This window comes from Streptomyces sp. NPDC003038, from assembly GCF_040611115.1.
Classification (GTDB): domain Bacteria; phylum Actinomycetota; class Actinomycetes; order Streptomycetales; family Streptomycetaceae; genus Streptomyces.
On record NZ_JBEXNN010000020.1, the window covers coordinates 99,550 to 116,002 of the forward strand.

Genomic DNA, 16,453 nt, shown 5'->3' on the forward strand with positions numbered 1-16,453 from the left:
AGCATCGAGAACAGTCGGAACAAGCGTAGGGCCCGTCCCCCCGGTCCGGCCGGGCCCGCCCCGACCGGCGGGACGGGCTGGGCCCGGACGCTCGGCGTCCGGGCCCCGCTCCGCTCACTTCCGGCGATCAGGTCGTACGACGCCTGCGCGCGCCCGGCCGCCGCTCGCTCGGCCGGAAGACGGCCTCGCCGGCCTCCTTCGCCGCGTCGCGGCGCGCCGCACCGTACTCGGCCAGCGCCTCCGCGAGCTTCGACACCGACGGCTCCGGCGAGAGCACGTCCACGCGCAGCCCGTGCTCCTCCGCGGTCTTGGCCGTCGCCGGTCCGATGCACGCGATGACGGTCACGTTGTGCGGCTTGCCGGCGATCCCGACGAGGTTGCGGACGGTGCTCGACGAGGTGAACAGCACGGCGTCGAAGCCACCGCCCTTGATCGCCTCCCGCGTGTCCGCCGGCGGCGGCGACGCGCGCACCGTCCGGTAGGCGGTGACGTCGTCGACCTCCCACCCGAGCTCGATCAGCCCGGCGACCAGCGTCTCGGTCGCGATGTCCGCCCGGGGCAGGAAGACGCGGTCGATCGGGTCGAAGACCGGGTCGTACGGCGGCCAGTCCTCCAGCAGCCCGGCCGCGGACTGCTCCCCGCTCGGCACCAGGTCCGGCTTCACGCCGAACTCGACCAGCGCGGCGGCCGTCTGCTCACCCACGGCGGCGACCTTGATCCCCGCGAAGGCCCGCGCGTCGAGCCCGTACTCCTCGAACTTCTCCCGCACGGCCTTCACCGCGTTGACCGAGGTGAAGGCGATCCACTCGTACCGCCCGGTGACCAGGCCCTTCACGGCCCGCTCCATCTGCTGCGGGGTGCGCGGCGGCTCCACGGCGATGGTCGGCACCTCGTGCGGCACGGCGCCGTACGAACGCAGCTGGTCGGAGAGCGAGGCCGCCTGCTCCTTGGTCCGCGGTACGAGGACCCGCCAGCCGAACAGCGGCTTCGACTCGAACCAGGCCAGCTCCTCGCGCCGCGCGGCGGCGCTGTGCTCACCGACCACGGCTATGACCGGCCGGGCGCCCTCGGGCGACGGCAGCACCTTGCCCTGCTTGAACACCTGGGCGATCGTGCCCAGGGTCGCGGACCAGGTCCGCTGCCGCGTGGTCGTGCCGGCGACGGTCACGGTCAGCGGCGTGTCGGGCTTGCGCCCGGCGCTCACCAGCTCGGCGGCGGCGCTCGACACGGTCTCCAGCGTCGCGGAGACGACGAGTATCCCGTCGCTCGCCCCCACCTCGCTCCAGCACCGCGCCGACGCGTTCTTCGCGTCCACGAAGCGCACGCCGTTGTCGTCGCCCCGCTTGTCCCGGAGCGGCACACCGGCGTACGCGGGCACCCCGACGGCGGTGGGGATGCCGGGCACGACCTCGAAGGGAATGCCCGCGGTGGCGCAGACGAGCATCTCCTCGGCCGTGTTGCCGTCGAGCCCGGGGTCGCCGGTGACGGCACGGACGACCCGCCTGCCGGACCGCGCGGCCTCCATGACAAGATTGGCCGCGTCCCGGATCACCGGGACCCCGGCGGCTGCTGACACCTCGTCAGCTACCGTCAGCTGCGGCGTGTCGACACCCGCACGCGCATGCGCCCGTACGACCTCGAGCACCTCGGGCTCCGCGATCAGTACGTCCGCGGCGGCGAGCGCCTCGACGGCGCGCAGCGTCAGCAGACCCGGGTCGCCGGGGCCGGCACCGAGGAAGGTGACGTGTCCGTGGGCGGCGACGGCCGGATAAGCGGAGGTGGTCGGACTTGTGGGGTTCAAAGCGCTCGCTCCCCCATCAGACCGGCCGCGCCCTTGGCCAGCATCTCGTCCGCGAGTTCGCGGCCGAGCGCCATGGCCTCGTCATACGACTGGGGCACGGGACCGGTGGTGGACAGCTGCACCAGCGTCGAGCCGTCGAGCGTGCCGACGACGCCGCGCAGGCGCATTTCATTGACAATCTGCCCGTCGGCCAACAGGTCGGCGAACGCGCCCACGGGTGCGCTGCAGCCGGCCTCCAGGGCGGCGAGCAGGGAACGCTCGGCGGTCACGGCGGCCCGGGTGTACGGGTCGTCGAGCTCGCCGAGCGCGGCGATGAGGTCCGCGTCGGACGCGAGGCACTCCACGGCCAGGGCACCCTGGCCCGGAGCCGGCAGGACGCTGTCGACCGACAGCAGCTCGGTCGCTTCATCACTGCGCCCGATCCGGTTCAGCCCGGCGGCCGCCAGCACGACGGCATCGAGCTCGCCCGCGCGCACGTAACCGATCCGGGTGTCGACGTTGCCGCGGATGGGCACCGTCTCGATCCGCTTGCCCATCGACTGGGCCAGGTGGTTGAGCTGGGCCATCCGCCGCGGCGACCCGGTACCGACCCGGGCCCCGTCGGGCAGCTGCTCGAAGGTCAGCCCGTCCCGCGCGACGAGCGCGTCCCGCGCGTCCTCACGCCGCGGCATGGCCGCGATCACGAGGTCGTCGGGCCGCGTGGTCGGCAGGTCCTTCAGCGAGTGCACGGCGAAGTCGACCTCGCCCCGCAACAGCGCGTCGCGCAGGGCCGTGACGAACACGCCCGTCCCGCCGATCTGGGCGAGGTGCTCACGCGACACGTCACCGAAGGTCGTGATCTCCACGAGCTCCACGGCACGGCCGGTGATCGCCCGTACCGCGTCGGCGACGTGGCCCGACTGGGACATGGCCAGCTTGCTGCGTCGCGTGCCGAGCCGGAGGGGCTGGTCGAGACGTGGATTCATGATGCCCGTCCTGAGTCGTCGTTCATATCGGCCTGATCGGCCGTCGCATCCGCCCGGCTGACGGAAGCCACCGTCTGCGGGTCGAGATCGAAGAGTTCGCGCAGCGCCTCCGCGTACCCGGCGCCGCCGGGCTCGCTCGCGAGCTGCTTGACGCGCACGGTCGGCGCGTGGAGGAGCTTGTCGACGACGCGGCGCACGGTCTGGGTGACCTCGGCCCGCTGCCGCTCGTCGAGGTCGGGCACCCGCCCGTCGAGCCGCGCCACTTCCATCGCCACGACCTCGGCCGCCATGGCCCGCAGTGCGACGACGGTGGGCGTGATGTGCGCGGCCCGCTGCGCCGCCCCGAAGGCGGCGACTTCCCCGGTGACTATCGAGCGCACGGCGTCGACGTCGGCCGCCATCGGCGCGTCGGCCGACGCCTCCGCGAGCGACTCGATGTCCACGAGCCGTACGCCCGGGATCCGGTGCACGGCGGCGTCGATGTCCCTGGGCATGGCCAGGTCCAGCAGCGCCAGCCGCACGGTCGCCCCATCGGCCTGGTTCCTGACCGTCCTGCGGGGCTGCCGCTGTGCGGCGGCCTCACCCTGGTCGGCCCAGGTTCCGTGCAGCTCTAGGGAGTTGGCGTCCACACCGGTCAGCGCCGACCGCCCGTCGGGCCCGACGGGACACCCGTCGGCCTCCACGGGCACGCTCACGGTCCGCGCGGCTCCCCCGTCGGCGAGCCGCCCGTGCGTCAGCGCGGCGGCAGCCAGCCGCGCCACCACATCGGCATCCAGCCCCGCCCGGGGGCCCCTCCCAGCGGTAGCTGGGGGAGTTTGAGGCGCGGGGTCTGGGGCGGAGCCCCAGGACACGGCGCCGCGCACGTCATCGGCGGTCAGCACAAGGCCCGTGGCACCGGTGCACGAGACGACCACATCGACCCGCGTCAGCTCATCCGCGACATCCGCCATGGGGATCGCCACCGCCGCGACCCCGGTGCCCGAGGCAACCAGGACCTCGGCCAGCCGCTCCGCCCGCTCGGCGGTCCGGTTCGCCACCACGATCTCGGCGAAGCCGACCCGCGCCAGCGTCGCCGCCGCCAGCGACGACATCGACCCGGCCCCGATCACCAGCGCCCGCTTCCCGGCCGCCCACTTCTCGACCGGAACCCGCAGCGCGAGCTGCTCCAGCCCGAACGTCACCAGCGACTGCCCCGCCCGGTCGATCCCGGTCTCGGAGTGCGCCCGCTTCCCGACCCGCAGCGCCTGCTGGAACAGGTCGTTGATCAGCCGGCCGACGGTGTGCTGTTCCTGCCCGAGCGCCAGCGCGTCCTTGATCTGGCCGAGGATCTGCCCCTCGCCGACGACCATGGAGTCCAGCCCGCACGCCACCGAGAACAGGTGGTGCACCGCCCGGTCCTCGTAGTGCACGTAGAGATAAGGAGTGAGCTCCTCCAGCGCGACACCGCTGTGCTGCGCCAGCAGCGTGGAGAGCTCGGCGACGCCGGCGTGGAACTTGTCCACGTCCGCGTACAGCTCGATCCGGTTGCACGTGGCGAGCACCGCCGCCTCCGCCGCAGGCTCCGCGGCGAGGGTGTCGTGCAGCAGCTTCTCCTTGGCGTCGGCGGACAGCGAAGCGCGCTCCAGCACGCTGACGGGTGCGCTGCGGTGACTCAGCCCTACGACGAGCAGGCTCATGCCGGCATCACCGCCGGCACATCACCTTCGGGACCGCCCTTGCGCGCCACGGCGGCGGCCCGTCCGGCCGGCGGCACCACGGCCGCGGCCGGCGCGGCGCCGCCCATGGAGGGACCGCCGGCGGCAGCGGCGGCGGCCGCTTCCTCGCCGGCCTTGCGCTGCTCGTGGAAGGCCAGGATCTGGAGCTCGATCGAGAGGTCGACCTTGCGTACGTCCACGCCGTCCGGCACGGACAGCACCGTCGGCGCGAAGTTCAGGATGGAGGTGACACCGGCCGCGATCAGCCGCTCGCTGACCTGCTGCGCCGCACCGGCCGGCGTCGCGATGACGCCGATCGAGACCCCGTTCTCCTCGATGATCCGCTCCAGGTCATCGGTGTGCTGCACGGGCATCCCGGCCACCGGCTTGCCGGCCATGGCCGGGTCGGCGTCGATCAGCGCGGCCACACGGAATCCGCGGGAGGCGAAACCGCCGTAGTTGGCGAGAGCGGCGCCGAGGTTTCCGATGCCGACGATGACGACCGGCCAGTCCTGGGTCAGCCCGAGCTCGCGGGAGATCTGGTAGACGAGGTATTCCACGTCATAGCCGACGCCGCGCGTGCCGTAGGAACCCAGGTACGAGAAGTCCTTGCGCAGCTTCGCGGAATTGACTCCGGCGGCGGCCGCGAGCTCTTCGGAGGACACCGTGGGCACCGATCGCTCGGAGAGCGCGGTGAGGGCACGCAAGTACAGCGGAAGCCGGGCGACAGTGGCCTCGGGAATACCTCGGCTGCGGGTCGCCGGTCGGTGAGTTCGGCCAGTTGCCACGATGCTCCTGCGGGATGAGCGGGGCTGCAGGCGGCCACTTGTCCCAGGACCGCCCCGTCGACAGCAGGCTATGCCTTTGTGAACGCGTGCACAAAGATGGTGTCCGCTTTGTCCAAGCAAAGTGACCGGGGTCACGCGCGTCCGACACGCCGGGCGGGAACGGACGCTACGCCGAACCCGTTCAAAACCCAAGGGGGGCAAAACCGCACACACTCCTCACAGATACGCCCCCGAGTCCCCATAAATCGCCCATGATGGTAACCGGGAAGCGACTCAGCCCTCCAACGCCCGCCGCAGCCGGTCCGGGTTCACCCGCCAGAAGGTGTGCTGCTCGCCGTCGACCAGCACCACCGGAATCTGCTCCCAGTACAGCCGGTAGAGCTCCTCGTCCCGCGAGATGTCCTTCTTCTCCCAGCGCGCGCCCGTCTCGGCGCACACCTTCTCGATCACTTCCCGGGCGTCGTCGCACAGATGGCATCCGGGCTTCCCGATCAGCGTCACCATCCGCTCTTCGGGACGCTTCTTTTCCTTACGGCGCAACAAAGGGCTCATGCCCTCATTCTCCCGCTCCCCGGCGTCACGACAGCGCCCCGAGGAGTTCACGCCTCCGCATCCGGCCGGTTCGGGAACTCCCGAACACAGTGGCTATGCTCACCGCATGGCCGCTCTCGGATGGCTCACCCCCCGTAGGCGCTCCGCGACCGCGCGGAGCGTACTGGCAGGCGAGGCCTCGGCCGAGGCCGCCCGCAAGACCGCGCTGGCCGAAGCCCCACCTCTCACCGGAGCCGGAACAGAAGCACCCCGGGCGCCCGAGGCGCCGGCGTTCCCGGTCGCCGGGGACGATCTCGCCGCCGCCTTCTTCGACCTCGACAACACCGTCATGCAGGGCGCCGCGATCTTCCACTTCGGCCGCGGCCTCTACAAGCGGGAGTTCTTCCGCCGCCGCGAGCTCGCCCGCTTCGCCTGGCAGCAGGCCTGGTTCCGGCTGGCCGGGGTCGAGGACCCCGAGCACATGCAGGACGCGCGCGACAGCGCCCTGTCCATCGTCAAGGGGCACAAGGTCTCCGAGCTGATGGCCATCGGCGAGGAGATCTACGACGAGTACATGGCCGAGCGGATCTGGCCGGGCACCCGCGCCCTGGCCCAGGCCCACCTCGACGCCGGCCAGAAGGTGTGGCTGGTCACCGCCGCTCCCGTGGAGACGGCCACGATCATCGCCCGCAGGCTCGGGCTGACCGGAGCCCTGGGCACCGTCGCCGAATCCCTGGACGGCGTCTACACGGGCCGCCTGGTCGGCGAGCCCCTGCACGGCCCCGCCAAGGCGGAAGCGGTCCGCGCCCTGGCCGCGGCCGAGGGCCTGGACCTCGAACGGTGCGCGGCGTACAGCGATTCGCACAACGACATCCCGATGCTGTCGCTGGTCGGACATCCGTACGCGATCAATCCCGACACAAAACTGCGCAAGCATGCCCGGGCCCACGACTGGCGGCTGCGCGACTATCGGACCGGCCGCAAGGCCGTGAAGGTCGGCGTCCCGGCGGCCGCCGGCGTCGGCGCGATCGCGGGCGGCGCGGCCGCCGCCGTCGCCCTGCACCGCCGCCGCAAGTAGCAACGGCGGGCCCCCGCCCGGCCGGTCCCCCTCCCGCCCCTCACGGGGCCGGGACCGCGGGCATTCCCTCACCTCTACCCGCACTCCCGGTGCGGCACTCCGGCATGCCCGGGTCGGTCGCGAGCCACCATGGAAGCTGCCATTCCGCGTATCCAAGTGATCAGGAATCGATCACCAACCGCGACTGAATATGCCCTCGACAGGCAACAGAAGTGTCGGAACCGGTGATTTGAGCAACTGGGTGTAGCGCTGCCTGTACGAAGCGTTATTCTCCTCAAACGCATGCCACCGCTCATCTGTCGCCACGACGGGTGAACGGTTCCGCACTGCACGTGATGGAAGCTCTGCCTCTGGGAGTCCCGTGTACCCACCTGTCGGGGTTGACGCCTCGGGCCTGGCTACGCTGCGCGCAACGGTCATCGACCGCCTGCGCGGCTTCGTCCCCACCGCGTACGCCGTCCCTGCCTTCGCCGCCGCGGTCCCTGCCGGCCTCGGTCCGGCCGGTCCTTGCTATGCCCTGACCGACGGTGGAGCGACGGTGGGCAGACGCGGCCGCGCGGGAGGAGCCTCAAGCGGCGCAGCCGGCACGAGCACGCAGGCCGCCCCCCGCCGTCCCACCGCGGACAGCGACCAGGCCCGCATGATGGACCTGGTCGAACGCGCCCAGGCCGGCGAGGCCGACGCCTTCGGCCGGCTCTACGACCAGTACAGCGACACGGTCTACCGCTACATCTACTACCGCGTCGGCGGCAAAGCGACGGCGGAGGATCTCACCAGCGAGACCTTCCTGCGCGCGCTGCGCCGCATCTCCACCTTCACCTGGCAGGGCCGCGACTTCGGCGCCTGGCTCGTGACGATCGCCCGCAACCTGGTGGCGGACCACTTCAAGTCCAGCCGCTTCCGGCTGGAGGTCACCACCGGCGAGATGCTCGACGCCAACGAGGTCGAGCGCAGCCCCGAGGACTCCGTCCTGGAGTCCCTCTCCAACGCGGCCCTGCTGGAGGCCGTACGGAAACTCAATCCGCAGCAGCAGGAGTGCGTGACCCTGCGCTTCCTGCAGGGCCTGTCGGTCGCCGAGACGGCCCGGGTGATGGGGAAGAACGAGGGCGCCATCAAGACGCTCCAGTACCGGGCCGTCCGCACGCTGGCCCGGCTCCTTCCGGACGACGCCCGCTGACTGCCCTCACTCACATCCGGTGACCCTTCGATGACGCTGTGGTCCGATCATCCTTCGTCCGTAACCCAAGTGCCGCGACGCTCGTTGTGCGGAATGCAGGCTCCCTGTGGACAAGCCTTGCTCGAAGCCGCTCACCCGAAAGGGTGGATGTGCTCAAGGAAGGCAACCTTCCGGACACCCTGGGGAGTCGATCGTCATGACGAGAGGAGGTGCCGCCAGTGATCGCGAACGTGACTCCGCACCGGCGGGCGAACGCCTTCGCCCAGGCCCTGGAGGATCGGACCCCGTCCGATCTTCCAGAACCGGACCCGGCGGCCGAGCAGTCCGAGGCACCTGCCGAACCTGCCGACCACGACCGGCTGTTGGCCTTGGCGAGTGCGCTCGGTGAAATGCCGCGCCCGGTACTGGACGCAGACGTCAAAGTGGTGCAGCGAGCCCAGCTCGTCGCCGCCATGGAGGCCATGGTGCTGGAGGAGAGGGCCGGGGGCGTTGCCGCCCCGGACCCTCAGATGCCCGAACAGCGGACCGGCCGCGGCGCCCACCGGGCGGCCACGCTCCGGAAATTGCGGCCCCGCTCCCGCTGGTCCAAGGGCATCGCGGCAGGGGGCCTCACCGTGGGTGTGGCGGCAGGGGCCTTCAGCGGAGTGGCCGCTGCCAGTTCCGACGCCCTGCCCGGTGACCACCTCTACCCCGTCAAACGGGGCATGGAGGACCTCAAGCTGGGAATGGCCGACGAGGACGCGGACCGGGGCGAGCTCTATCTCGACCAGGCCTCGAACCGTCTGTCGGAAGCCCGCCGGCTCATGGAACGCGGCCGGACGGGCGTCCTGGACCACGAGTCCCTGGGCGCGATCCGCCGCGCGCTGGCGGGCGTGAAACACGACGCGGAGGAGGGCCACCGTCTCCTCCAGGCAGCCTACGAACGGGACGGCTCGCTCGGCCCGATCCAGAAGCTGTCGTCGTTCTCCCGCTCCCACCGTGACGCGTGGGGCAAGCTGCGGGAGAGGCTGCCGGCGCAGCTCACGGACGTGGGCGGTGAGGTGGAGTCGGTCTTCCAGGCCATAGACGATGACGTGGCGCCGCTCCAGAGCATGCTCCCGAAGGCACCGGACCATACCCGCGGCTCCGGCTCGCCCGGTTCCCCGGCCAAGCCGGGCACCCCCGGCGGCACACAGCAGTCGGCTCCGGCCTCCGGCACGCCGTCCGGCAGTCCCACGCCGCCCCCCTCGGGCAGCGCGCGGCCTGCGCCCCCCGACGGGCTCCTGGGCGGTACGGGCGACCTGCTCAACCCGCCCACGGGCCCCTCGGCCCCGGCCACCCCGGCGACCCCGGACATCCCCAAGCCGGACATCACCCTCCCGCCCCTCCTCCCGGGCCTGCTCCCGGGCCTGGGCATCAACGCGGAGGACGCCGGGCAATAGCACGCCGAAGAAGCCGGCGGGGCAGATACGGCCTCGCCGGCTTTTCGGGCGCCGGATCCGGGGGGCTTCGGTCAGAAGAAGACGGACCGCCGCTGCACCAGCAGCCGGTACAGCGTGTGCTGGATCTGCTCCCGCACCTGGTCCGTCAGGTTGAACATCAGCATCGGGTCCTCCGCCGCCTCCGGCGCGTACCCGTCCGTCGGGATCGGCTCCCCGAACTGGATCGTCCACTTCGTCGGCAACGGCACCGCCCCCAGCGGACCCAGCCAGGGGAACGTGGGCGTGATCGGGAAGTACGGAATCCCCAGCAGCCGCGCCAGCGTCTTCGCGTTGCCGACCATGGGGTAGATCTCCTCCGCCCCCACGATCGAGCAAGGCACGATCGGCGTCCCCGCCCTCAGGGCCGTCGACACGAACCCGCCCCGCCCGAAGCGCTGGAGCTTGTACCGGTCACCGAACGGCTTCCCTATCCCCTTGAAGCCCTCCGGCATCACACCGACCAGCTCCCCGGCCTCCAGCAGCCGCTGCGCGTCCTCCGCACACGCCAGGGTGTGCCCGGCCTTGCGCGCCAGTTCGTTCACCACCGGCAGCATGAACACCAGATCCGCCGCCAGCAGCCGCAGGTGCCGCTGCGCCGGATGGTGGTCGTGGACGGCGACCTGGAGCATCAGCCCGTCCAGCGGCAGTGTCCCCGAGTGGTTCGCCACGATCAGCGCGCCGCCCTCCGCCGGGATGTTCTCGATGCCCTTGACCTCGACCCGGAAGTACTTGTCGTACAGCGGCCTCATCAAGGACATCAGGACCTGGTCCGTCAGCTCCTTGTCGTAGCCGAAGTCGTCGACTTCGTACTCCCCGGTGATCCGCCGCCGCAGGAACGCCAGCCCGCCGGCGATCCGCTTCTCCCAGCTGTCGCCGCCCGCCTCCTCGGCGGCCGGCTCCGCCACTTGCTCCACCACCGGCCGGGCCGCTACGGGCCCGGCCGGCGGAGCGATCCGCACCCGCCGCCCCACGGGCCGCCGGCGCGGCCGGTCCTCGTCGAACGGAATGACTTTGGCGTCCGCCACTATCGCTTCGCTCCTTCAGCCACATCGCCCCCGACATCCAAGCCGTCCACCTTCAGCATGGCGGCCACCCGTTCCACGGCCCGCCCCAACCGCTCCGGCGGCAGCAGCCCGCGCCCCCGGCTCCGCGCGAAGTCGGCGAAGGCCTCCGCAGTCGTGTACATCGGCTCAAAGCCGAGCACCTCCCGCATCTGCGTGGTCTCCACGACCCGGCCGTGCGTCAGAAGCCTTATCTGCTCCGGCGAGAAGTCGGTGACCCCGACCGCGCGCAGCGCCGAGCCGGCCCACGTCACCGCGGGCAGCAGCAGCGGAAGCGTCGGCCGCCCCAGCCGCCGCGAGCACTGTGACAGCAACAGCACGCCGTCGCCCGCGATGTTGAAGGTCCCGCTGTTCAGCGTCCCCCGCTTGGGCTCCCCCGCCGCCAGCCGCAGCACGTCGAGCACGTCGTCCTCGTGCACGAACTGCAACCGCGGGTCGTAGCCCAGCACGGTCGGCATCACGGGAATGGAGAAGTACTCCGCGAGCGCCGAGTCCGCGAAGGGGCCCAGGATGTTCGCGAACCGCAGGACGCACACCGCGACATCGGGCCGCCTGCGCGCGAAGCCCCGTACATATCCCTCGACCTCGGCGGCGTCCTTGGCGAAGCCGCCCGCCGGCAGCGACTTGGGCTGCGTGGTCTCGGTGAAGACGGCCGGATCCCGCGAGGTGCCCCCGTACACGCTGGTACTGGACTTCACCACGAGCCGTCGTACCGTCGGGGACTTCTGGCAGGCTCCCAGGAGCTGCATCGTCCCGATGACGTTCGTTTCCTTGACGGCGCTGTGCGCGCCGCCCGTCCCCGCGCTGCCCCCGGTGACCGCCAAGTGGACCACCGTGTCCACGGCGTGCTCGGCGAGCACGCGCGCGATCGCCGACTGCCTGATGTCCGTACGGACGAATTCGGCCGATCCCAGCCGGTGCGGCGGCACCACCGCGTCCACCGCGATGACCCGCTCGACCTCCGGATCGCGCTGGATCCGCCGCACGAAGCGGCCTCCCAGCTGCCGGGCAGCCCCGGTGACGAGTACGACCTTGCCCACGAGCTCAGCGCCTCCCTAGTAGGAACAACCGTCTCCGGCTGCACCGCAGCCCCCCCACCAGAATGGTGGAGGGGCTGCGGAGAACACGTACAGCTGCCGTTTACTTCTTGTTACGGCGCTGAACGCGGGTGCGCTTGAGCAGCTTGCGGTGCTTCTTCTTGGCCATCCGCTTACGCCGCTTCTTGATAACAGAGCCCACGACTACCCTCGCTCACTTCTCGGAACATCCCCGCGCCAGCGGGGAACGGTGCGGGGCGTCTGGGCCCACACGACCTACGTCGGCCTAGCCTACCCGCCCGAGCTCTGAGCTTGTAATCCGAGCCCTTCGAGGGAGTCGCGAGCGTCAGTCTCAGGCCGATTCCACCCCCACATAGGACTCTCGGAGGTACTCGTGGACCGCGTTCTCGGGGACCCGGAAGGACCGGCCCACCCGGATTGCGGGCAGATGACCGTTGTGCACCAGCCGGTACACGGTCATCTTTGACACTCGCATCACCGAGGCGACCTCCGCCACGGTCAGGAACTGAACCTCGCTGAGAGGCCTCTCGCCAGCAGCCATGACACACCTTGACCTTCCGCGCATGACGGGCACCGGCTTCCCCTCCGGTTACTCCTCGTCGTCGCACGCTCACTCCCAGAGTAGGGGCGCGTGATACGAGTGGGGAAGAGGAGCTACAGCCACTCCTGCCGACCCGACATCCTCGCCCGATTGAGTACATAGCGAGCGAGGGGCCGGTAGTGGTCCGCGCGAACCGCGTCATCAAGCGGAACCGCCACCGAGACCCGCCCCTCGGCCTCCCCGACGAACAGCGCGGGATCATCCGTGTCCGCCAGCCCGATCGCCTCCACACCGAGCTGACCTGCGCCGCAGACCCATCCGTGGTCCCCCACCACCAGCTCCGGCAGAGGCCCTCCCGCATCCGCCAGCGCCCCCAGCGCGATCCGAACCGGCAGCGGCGAATGGGTGTGTGCGCCGGTCGCACTCCCCGGTGCCCGCACGCCGGGTTCCCGCACCAGCGCGACCCCCCGTACGTAATCGATGCTGTACGTGCGTACGCCGAACCGGGTCGCCATGTCGACACTCACCCCCTGCGCCGGAGTGAGGACAACACATCCCGCCGCCGTCATCGCGCGGGCCAAAACGGCGTAGAAGCCCAGGAGGCGGTGGGGATGACCGGTCCCGAACAGCACCGGCGACCGCGCCCCGGCCGCTTCGCGCAGCCGCCCCGCGAAGGCCTCCAGCGCCACCACCGTCCGCTCCGGGTCGATCACGTCCGGCCCGCTGACATGCGCCGGATCCGCCGAGACCCCGCACTTGTCCGCCATCAGCCGCAGCACATCGCGCTCGCCCCAGCCCCGCTCGGGATCGAGCCCCAGCAGCACCCGCGGATCCCGCGCCGCGAACAGCCGGTAACTGCGCAGGCTCTCCTCCCGGGAAGTGGCGACGGTCCCGGCCAACCGGGCGGCCAGCAGATGCGCACGCAACGCGCCGGTGTTCAACACCCTCCGATGCTGCCCCACCGGAACTGGCGGTTCATCAATTCACCGGAACCGCCCCACAGTCGGCGTAACGCAGGCTACTCAGGCGAGCATCCCGCGCAGCGGGAAGACGGCCCGCCGCGTCGCCAGTACGGCCTGATCCGTCCGGTCCGCCGGATCGTAGCCCTCGTCCCAGTCCCGCCAGCCGGGCGCCCGCCCGTCCGTCATCCGGGCCGGCGCCACCTGCCGGGTCCGCGCGTACACCTCGTCCCGCCACGAGGCCGGGACCGCCGACTCGGGGTCCACCGGCCGGTGCGCGGCGATCGCCACCAGGTGCGTCCACGACCGCGGTACGACGTCCACCACCGCGTACCCGCCGCCGCCCAGCGCCAGCCACCGCCCGGCCGCATGCTCGTGCGCCAGCGCGTGACAGGCCTCCTGGACCGCCCGCTGGGCGTCGAGGGACACCGCCAGGTGCGCTAGCGGATCCTCGACGTGCGTATCGGCCCCGTGCTGCGTCACCAGCACCTGCGGCCGGAAGTCCGCCAGCAGCTCCGGCACGGTCGCGTGGAAGGCCCGCAGCCATCCCTCGTCCCCGGTGCCGGCGGGCAGCGCCACGTTCACCGCCGACCCCTCGGCCGCCGCCCCGCCCGTCTCCTCGGGCCACCCCGTCTGCGGGAACAGCGTCCGCGGATGCTCGTGCACCGAAATGGTCAGCACCCGGGGATCGTCCCAGAAGGCCGCCTGGACGCCGTCCCCGTGATGGACGTCGACGTCCACGTAGGCCACCCGCTCGGCGCCCAGCTCCAGCAACCGCGCGATGGCGAGGGCCGCGTCGTTGTACACGCAGAATCCGGCCGCCCCGCCCGGCATGGCGTGGTGCAGACCCCCGGCGAAGTTCACGGCGTGCGCGGCCTCCCCGCGCCACACCGCCTCCGCGCCCGCCACCGACTGCCCGGCGATCAGGGCGGACGCCTCGTGCATCCCGTGGAAGGCCGGATCGTCCATGGTCCCGAGCCCGTACGACCCGTCCGCCGCACGGGGATCGGCCGACACCTGCCGCACCGCGGCGACGTAGTCCTCCCGGTGCACGAGCCGCAGTGTCGAGTCCCCCGCCGCGCGGGCCGCCCGCACCTCCACGGCCCGGTCCAGCCCGAAGGCGCGTACCAGGCCCATCGTCAGCGCCAGGCGCACCGGATCCATCGGATGGCCCGGCCCGAAGTCATACCCCGTGACCGCCTCGTCCCACATCAACAGCGCGCGCCCGCTCATGCCCGACACCGTATCGGGCCTCGTCGGAGCCGAACGAACGGGCGTAGAAGAGTGTCACGAGGACGAGCCCCATCGGCACGAGCATCGCGCCCCGGTAGCTCCAGGCGTCCCCGATACCCCCGACGAGCGGCGACCCGATGAGGAAGCCGACGTAATTGAAGATGTTCAAGCGGGCGATGGCGGTGTCCGAACTCCCCGGGAACAACCGCCCGGCCGCCGCGAAGGTCTGCGGCACGATCACACACAGCCCGATCCCCACGAGCGTGAAGCCGAGCATCCCCGTCCACGCCCCCGGCGCCGCGGCCACGACGGCGAACCCGGCGGCCGCGACCAGCGTCCCGCCCCGCACCACGGCCGCGGCCCCGAAGCGCCGCACACCCAGGTCCCCGACGGCCCGCCCGATCAGGGTGGTGACCATGTAGACGTTGTACGGGACCGTCGCCAGCTGCTCGGAGCTCCCGAGCACGTCCTGGAGGTACTTGGCACTCCAGTTCGCGACGGTCGAGTCCCCGATGTACGCGCACGCCATCACCAGGCAGAGCGGCAGCAGCAGCTTGCCCCCCTTGTCCGGCCGCCCCCGCACCCCTGCACGGGGCTCGGCCGGGGCATCGACGTAGCGCCGGCTCCCCAGCAGCGCGAGCGGCAACAGCACGACCACGGCCGGCAGATAGGACGTAGCCAGGTCCAGCCGCCAGTGCGCCCCGGCCCACGCCGCCGAGGCCCCCAGGATCCCTCCCAGGCTGTACGCGGCGTGGAACCCGAGCATGATGCTGCGCCCGTACGCCCGCTGCAGGCTGACCCCGAGCATGTTCATCGAGGCGTCCAGCGCACCCACCGACAGCCCGAACGCCCCCAGGGCCGCCGCCACATGCCACATCTCGCCGCCTGCTCCGACACCGAGGAGGGACAGCAGCACGAGCGGCTGCGCCCATCGCAGGACGGCACTGGGCGGCACCCGCTTCACCAGGTGCTCGGTGGCCACGCTCGCCGCTCCGGCGAGGATCGGCACGGCGGCGAGGAAGACGGGCAGCAGCCCGTCGGATATCCCGTATCGGTTCTGGATGGCGGGAATCCGGGTCACGAGGAGGGCGAACGTCACGCCCTGCACGAAGAAGCTGAACCCGAGTGAGCCCCGCCCACGGCGCAGCCGCAGGTCTGCCGTCATGGCGGGTCAGCGTAGGCCCCTGCCCTACCGGTGGGTAGAGCGATCACAGAACGAATCGGTCAGACGGCCAGTCCGAGGAGCCCGTACAGCTCCTTCATCTCCCCGAAGCAGGCGGACGCACCGGCGAGGGTCCCGGCCGGCGTCATGGCGGTGAACCCCAGGACGTCCATCCCCGCCGCCCGCGCGGCCTGCACCCCGAGCCGGCTGTCCTCGACGACCACACACCGGGCGGGGTCCACGCCCATCTCCCGGGCGGCATGCAGAAACAGATCCGGAGCCGGCTTCCCGCGTCCCACGTCCTCGGAGCTGAAGATCCACTCTTCCTCGAACCACTCGCCCAGCCCGGCACTGCGATGCCCGACCCGGATCCGTTCGTGGCTCCCGGACGACGCGAGACAGTACGCCACACCTTGCGCGGACAGCTCAGCCAGCACCTCGGCCACACCGGGCACGGGCCTGAGCTCCCGCTCGAACGCGGCGAAGGTCCTCGCGTGCAGCGTCTCGTCGAAGTCGGCGGGCAACCGCTCCCCGGTCCGCTCCAGGACCAGGTCGTGCACCCGGTGCACGGCGGCCCCCATGTAGTCGCGCAGCGACTCCTCGTAGGAGGTCGCGTGCCCCAGCTCGGTCAGGTACCCGGCCAGGATGGTGTTGGCGACCGGCTCACTGTCCACGAGCACGCCGTCGTTGTCGAAGATGATGAGGTCATATCCCATCACCCCACCTTACGAGCGATCAGTGCGGGCTCAGGGCAACCCGGTGCTGGTGAACGGACGAACGGCGGAACATCGTCAGCCCGCCGAAGCGGCCGACACCGTCCCGACGCACCGGACGTCACAAGAACGGGCCGGGAACGCAGAAAAGCCCCGCACCATAAGGTGCGGGGCTTTCCCACAATAATCGTTCGGCGGCGTCCTACTCTCCCACAGGGTCCCCCCTGCAGTA

General features: G+C 71.4%; 16 protein-coding genes. 3 read left to right on the forward strand and 13 right to left on the reverse strand.

Going from position 1 to position 16,453, the window contains the following annotated elements:
• Positions 1-127: 127 nt before the first annotated feature.
• The 5 genes from ABZX75_RS23675 to ABZX75_RS23695 all read right to left on the reverse strand — a co-directional run bounded on the left by ABZX75_RS23675 (position 128) and on the right by ABZX75_RS23695 (position 5,800).
• Positions 128-1,801: a bifunctional uroporphyrinogen-III C-methyltransferase/uroporphyrinogen-III synthase gene (locus ABZX75_RS23675; RefSeq protein WP_355413679.1), complete on the reverse strand. Its 1,674-nt coding sequence runs from the start codon at positions 1,799-1,801 to the stop codon at positions 128-130.
• On the reverse strand, positions 1,798-2,766 hold the full coding sequence (gene hemC / locus ABZX75_RS23680) for a hydroxymethylbilane synthase (protein WP_355413681.1): 969 nt from the start codon (positions 2,764-2,766) through the stop codon (positions 1,798-1,800). Before hemC ends, ABZX75_RS23675 begins: the two co-directional genes overlap by 4 nt.
• Positions 2,763-4,442 (reverse strand): glutamyl-tRNA reductase, encoded by a 1,680-nt coding sequence (locus tag ABZX75_RS23685; RefSeq protein WP_355413683.1) that lies wholly within the window; start codon positions 4,440-4,442, stop codon positions 2,763-2,765. Before ABZX75_RS23685 ends, hemC begins: the two co-directional genes overlap by 4 nt.
• Positions 4,439-5,248: a redox-sensing transcriptional repressor Rex gene (locus ABZX75_RS23690; protein WP_355413685.1), complete on the reverse strand. Its 810-nt coding sequence runs from the start codon at positions 5,246-5,248 to the stop codon at positions 4,439-4,441. The genes ABZX75_RS23685 and ABZX75_RS23690 overlap by 4 nt, the downstream gene beginning before the upstream one ends.
• A 273-nt stretch (positions 5,249-5,521) precedes the next feature.
• On the reverse strand, positions 5,522-5,800 hold the full coding sequence (locus ABZX75_RS23695) for a glutaredoxin family protein (RefSeq protein WP_355413687.1): 279 nt from the start codon (positions 5,798-5,800) through the stop codon (positions 5,522-5,524).
• Between the two features lie 106 nt (positions 5,801-5,906).
• Between ABZX75_RS23695 and ABZX75_RS23700 the strand changes: the two genes are divergently transcribed.
• The 3 genes from ABZX75_RS23700 to ABZX75_RS23710 all read left to right on the forward strand — a co-directional run bounded on the left by ABZX75_RS23700 (position 5,907) and on the right by ABZX75_RS23710 (position 9,455).
• Positions 5,907-6,857 carry an HAD-IB family hydrolase gene (locus tag ABZX75_RS23700; protein WP_355413689.1) on the forward strand — a complete coding sequence of 317 codons (951 nt, stop codon included), beginning with the start codon at positions 5,907-5,909 and terminating at the stop codon, positions 6,855-6,857.
• Positions 6,858-7,218: 361 nt separating this feature from the next.
• Complete coding sequence (locus tag ABZX75_RS23705) at positions 7,219-8,034, forward strand: ECF subfamily RNA polymerase sigma factor, BldN family (RefSeq protein WP_355413691.1); 816 nt, start codon at positions 7,219-7,221, stop codon at positions 8,032-8,034.
• Positions 8,035-8,252: 218 nt separating this feature from the next.
• Entirely contained in the window at positions 8,253-9,455 is a 1,203-nt protein-coding gene (locus tag ABZX75_RS23710; protein ID WP_355413693.1) for a DUF5667 domain-containing protein, read from the forward strand.
• Positions 9,456-9,526: 71 nt separating this feature from the next.
• Here the strand turns inward: ABZX75_RS23710 and ABZX75_RS23715 are convergent, their stop codons facing one another.
• The 8 genes from ABZX75_RS23715 to ABZX75_RS23750 form a co-directional block, all read right to left on the reverse strand.
• Entirely contained in the window at positions 9,527-10,519 is a 993-nt protein-coding gene (locus ABZX75_RS23715) for a lysophospholipid acyltransferase family protein (protein ID WP_355413695.1), read from the reverse strand.
• Positions 10,519-11,595, reverse strand: coding sequence for an NAD-dependent epimerase/dehydratase family protein (locus ABZX75_RS23720; RefSeq protein ID WP_355413697.1), 1,077 nt, complete (start codon positions 11,593-11,595; stop codon positions 10,519-10,521). The genes ABZX75_RS23715 and ABZX75_RS23720 overlap by 1 nt, the downstream gene beginning before the upstream one ends.
• 100 nt (positions 11,596-11,695) lie before the next feature.
• A complete protein-coding gene (locus tag ABZX75_RS23725; RefSeq protein ID WP_003948845.1) occupies positions 11,696-11,794 on the reverse strand; it encodes an AURKAIP1/COX24 domain-containing protein in 99 nt (32 codons plus the stop codon).
• Between the two features lie 150 nt (positions 11,795-11,944).
• Entirely contained in the window at positions 11,945-12,154 is a 210-nt protein-coding gene (locus ABZX75_RS23730) for a helix-turn-helix domain-containing protein (protein WP_008738568.1), read from the reverse strand.
• A gap of 113 nt (positions 12,155-12,267) precedes the next feature.
• Entirely contained in the window at positions 12,268-13,098 is an 831-nt protein-coding gene (locus ABZX75_RS23735) for a phosphatase (RefSeq protein ID WP_355413700.1), read from the reverse strand.
• Between the two features lie 78 nt (positions 13,099-13,176).
• Positions 13,177-14,346: an acetoin utilization protein AcuC gene (locus ABZX75_RS23740; protein WP_355413702.1), complete on the reverse strand. Its 1,170-nt coding sequence runs from the start codon at positions 14,344-14,346 to the stop codon at positions 13,177-13,179.
• The gene (locus ABZX75_RS23745; RefSeq protein ID WP_355413704.1) at positions 14,297-15,511 is read right to left on the reverse strand and encodes an MFS transporter; all 1,215 of its coding nucleotides are present in this window, start codon (positions 15,509-15,511) and stop codon (positions 14,297-14,299) included. The genes ABZX75_RS23740 and ABZX75_RS23745 overlap by 50 nt, the downstream gene beginning before the upstream one ends.
• 59 nt (positions 15,512-15,570) lie before the next feature.
• A complete protein-coding gene (locus ABZX75_RS23750; protein WP_355413706.1) occupies positions 15,571-16,224 on the reverse strand; it encodes an HAD family hydrolase in 654 nt (217 codons plus the stop codon).
• Positions 16,225-16,453 lie beyond the last annotated feature (229 nt).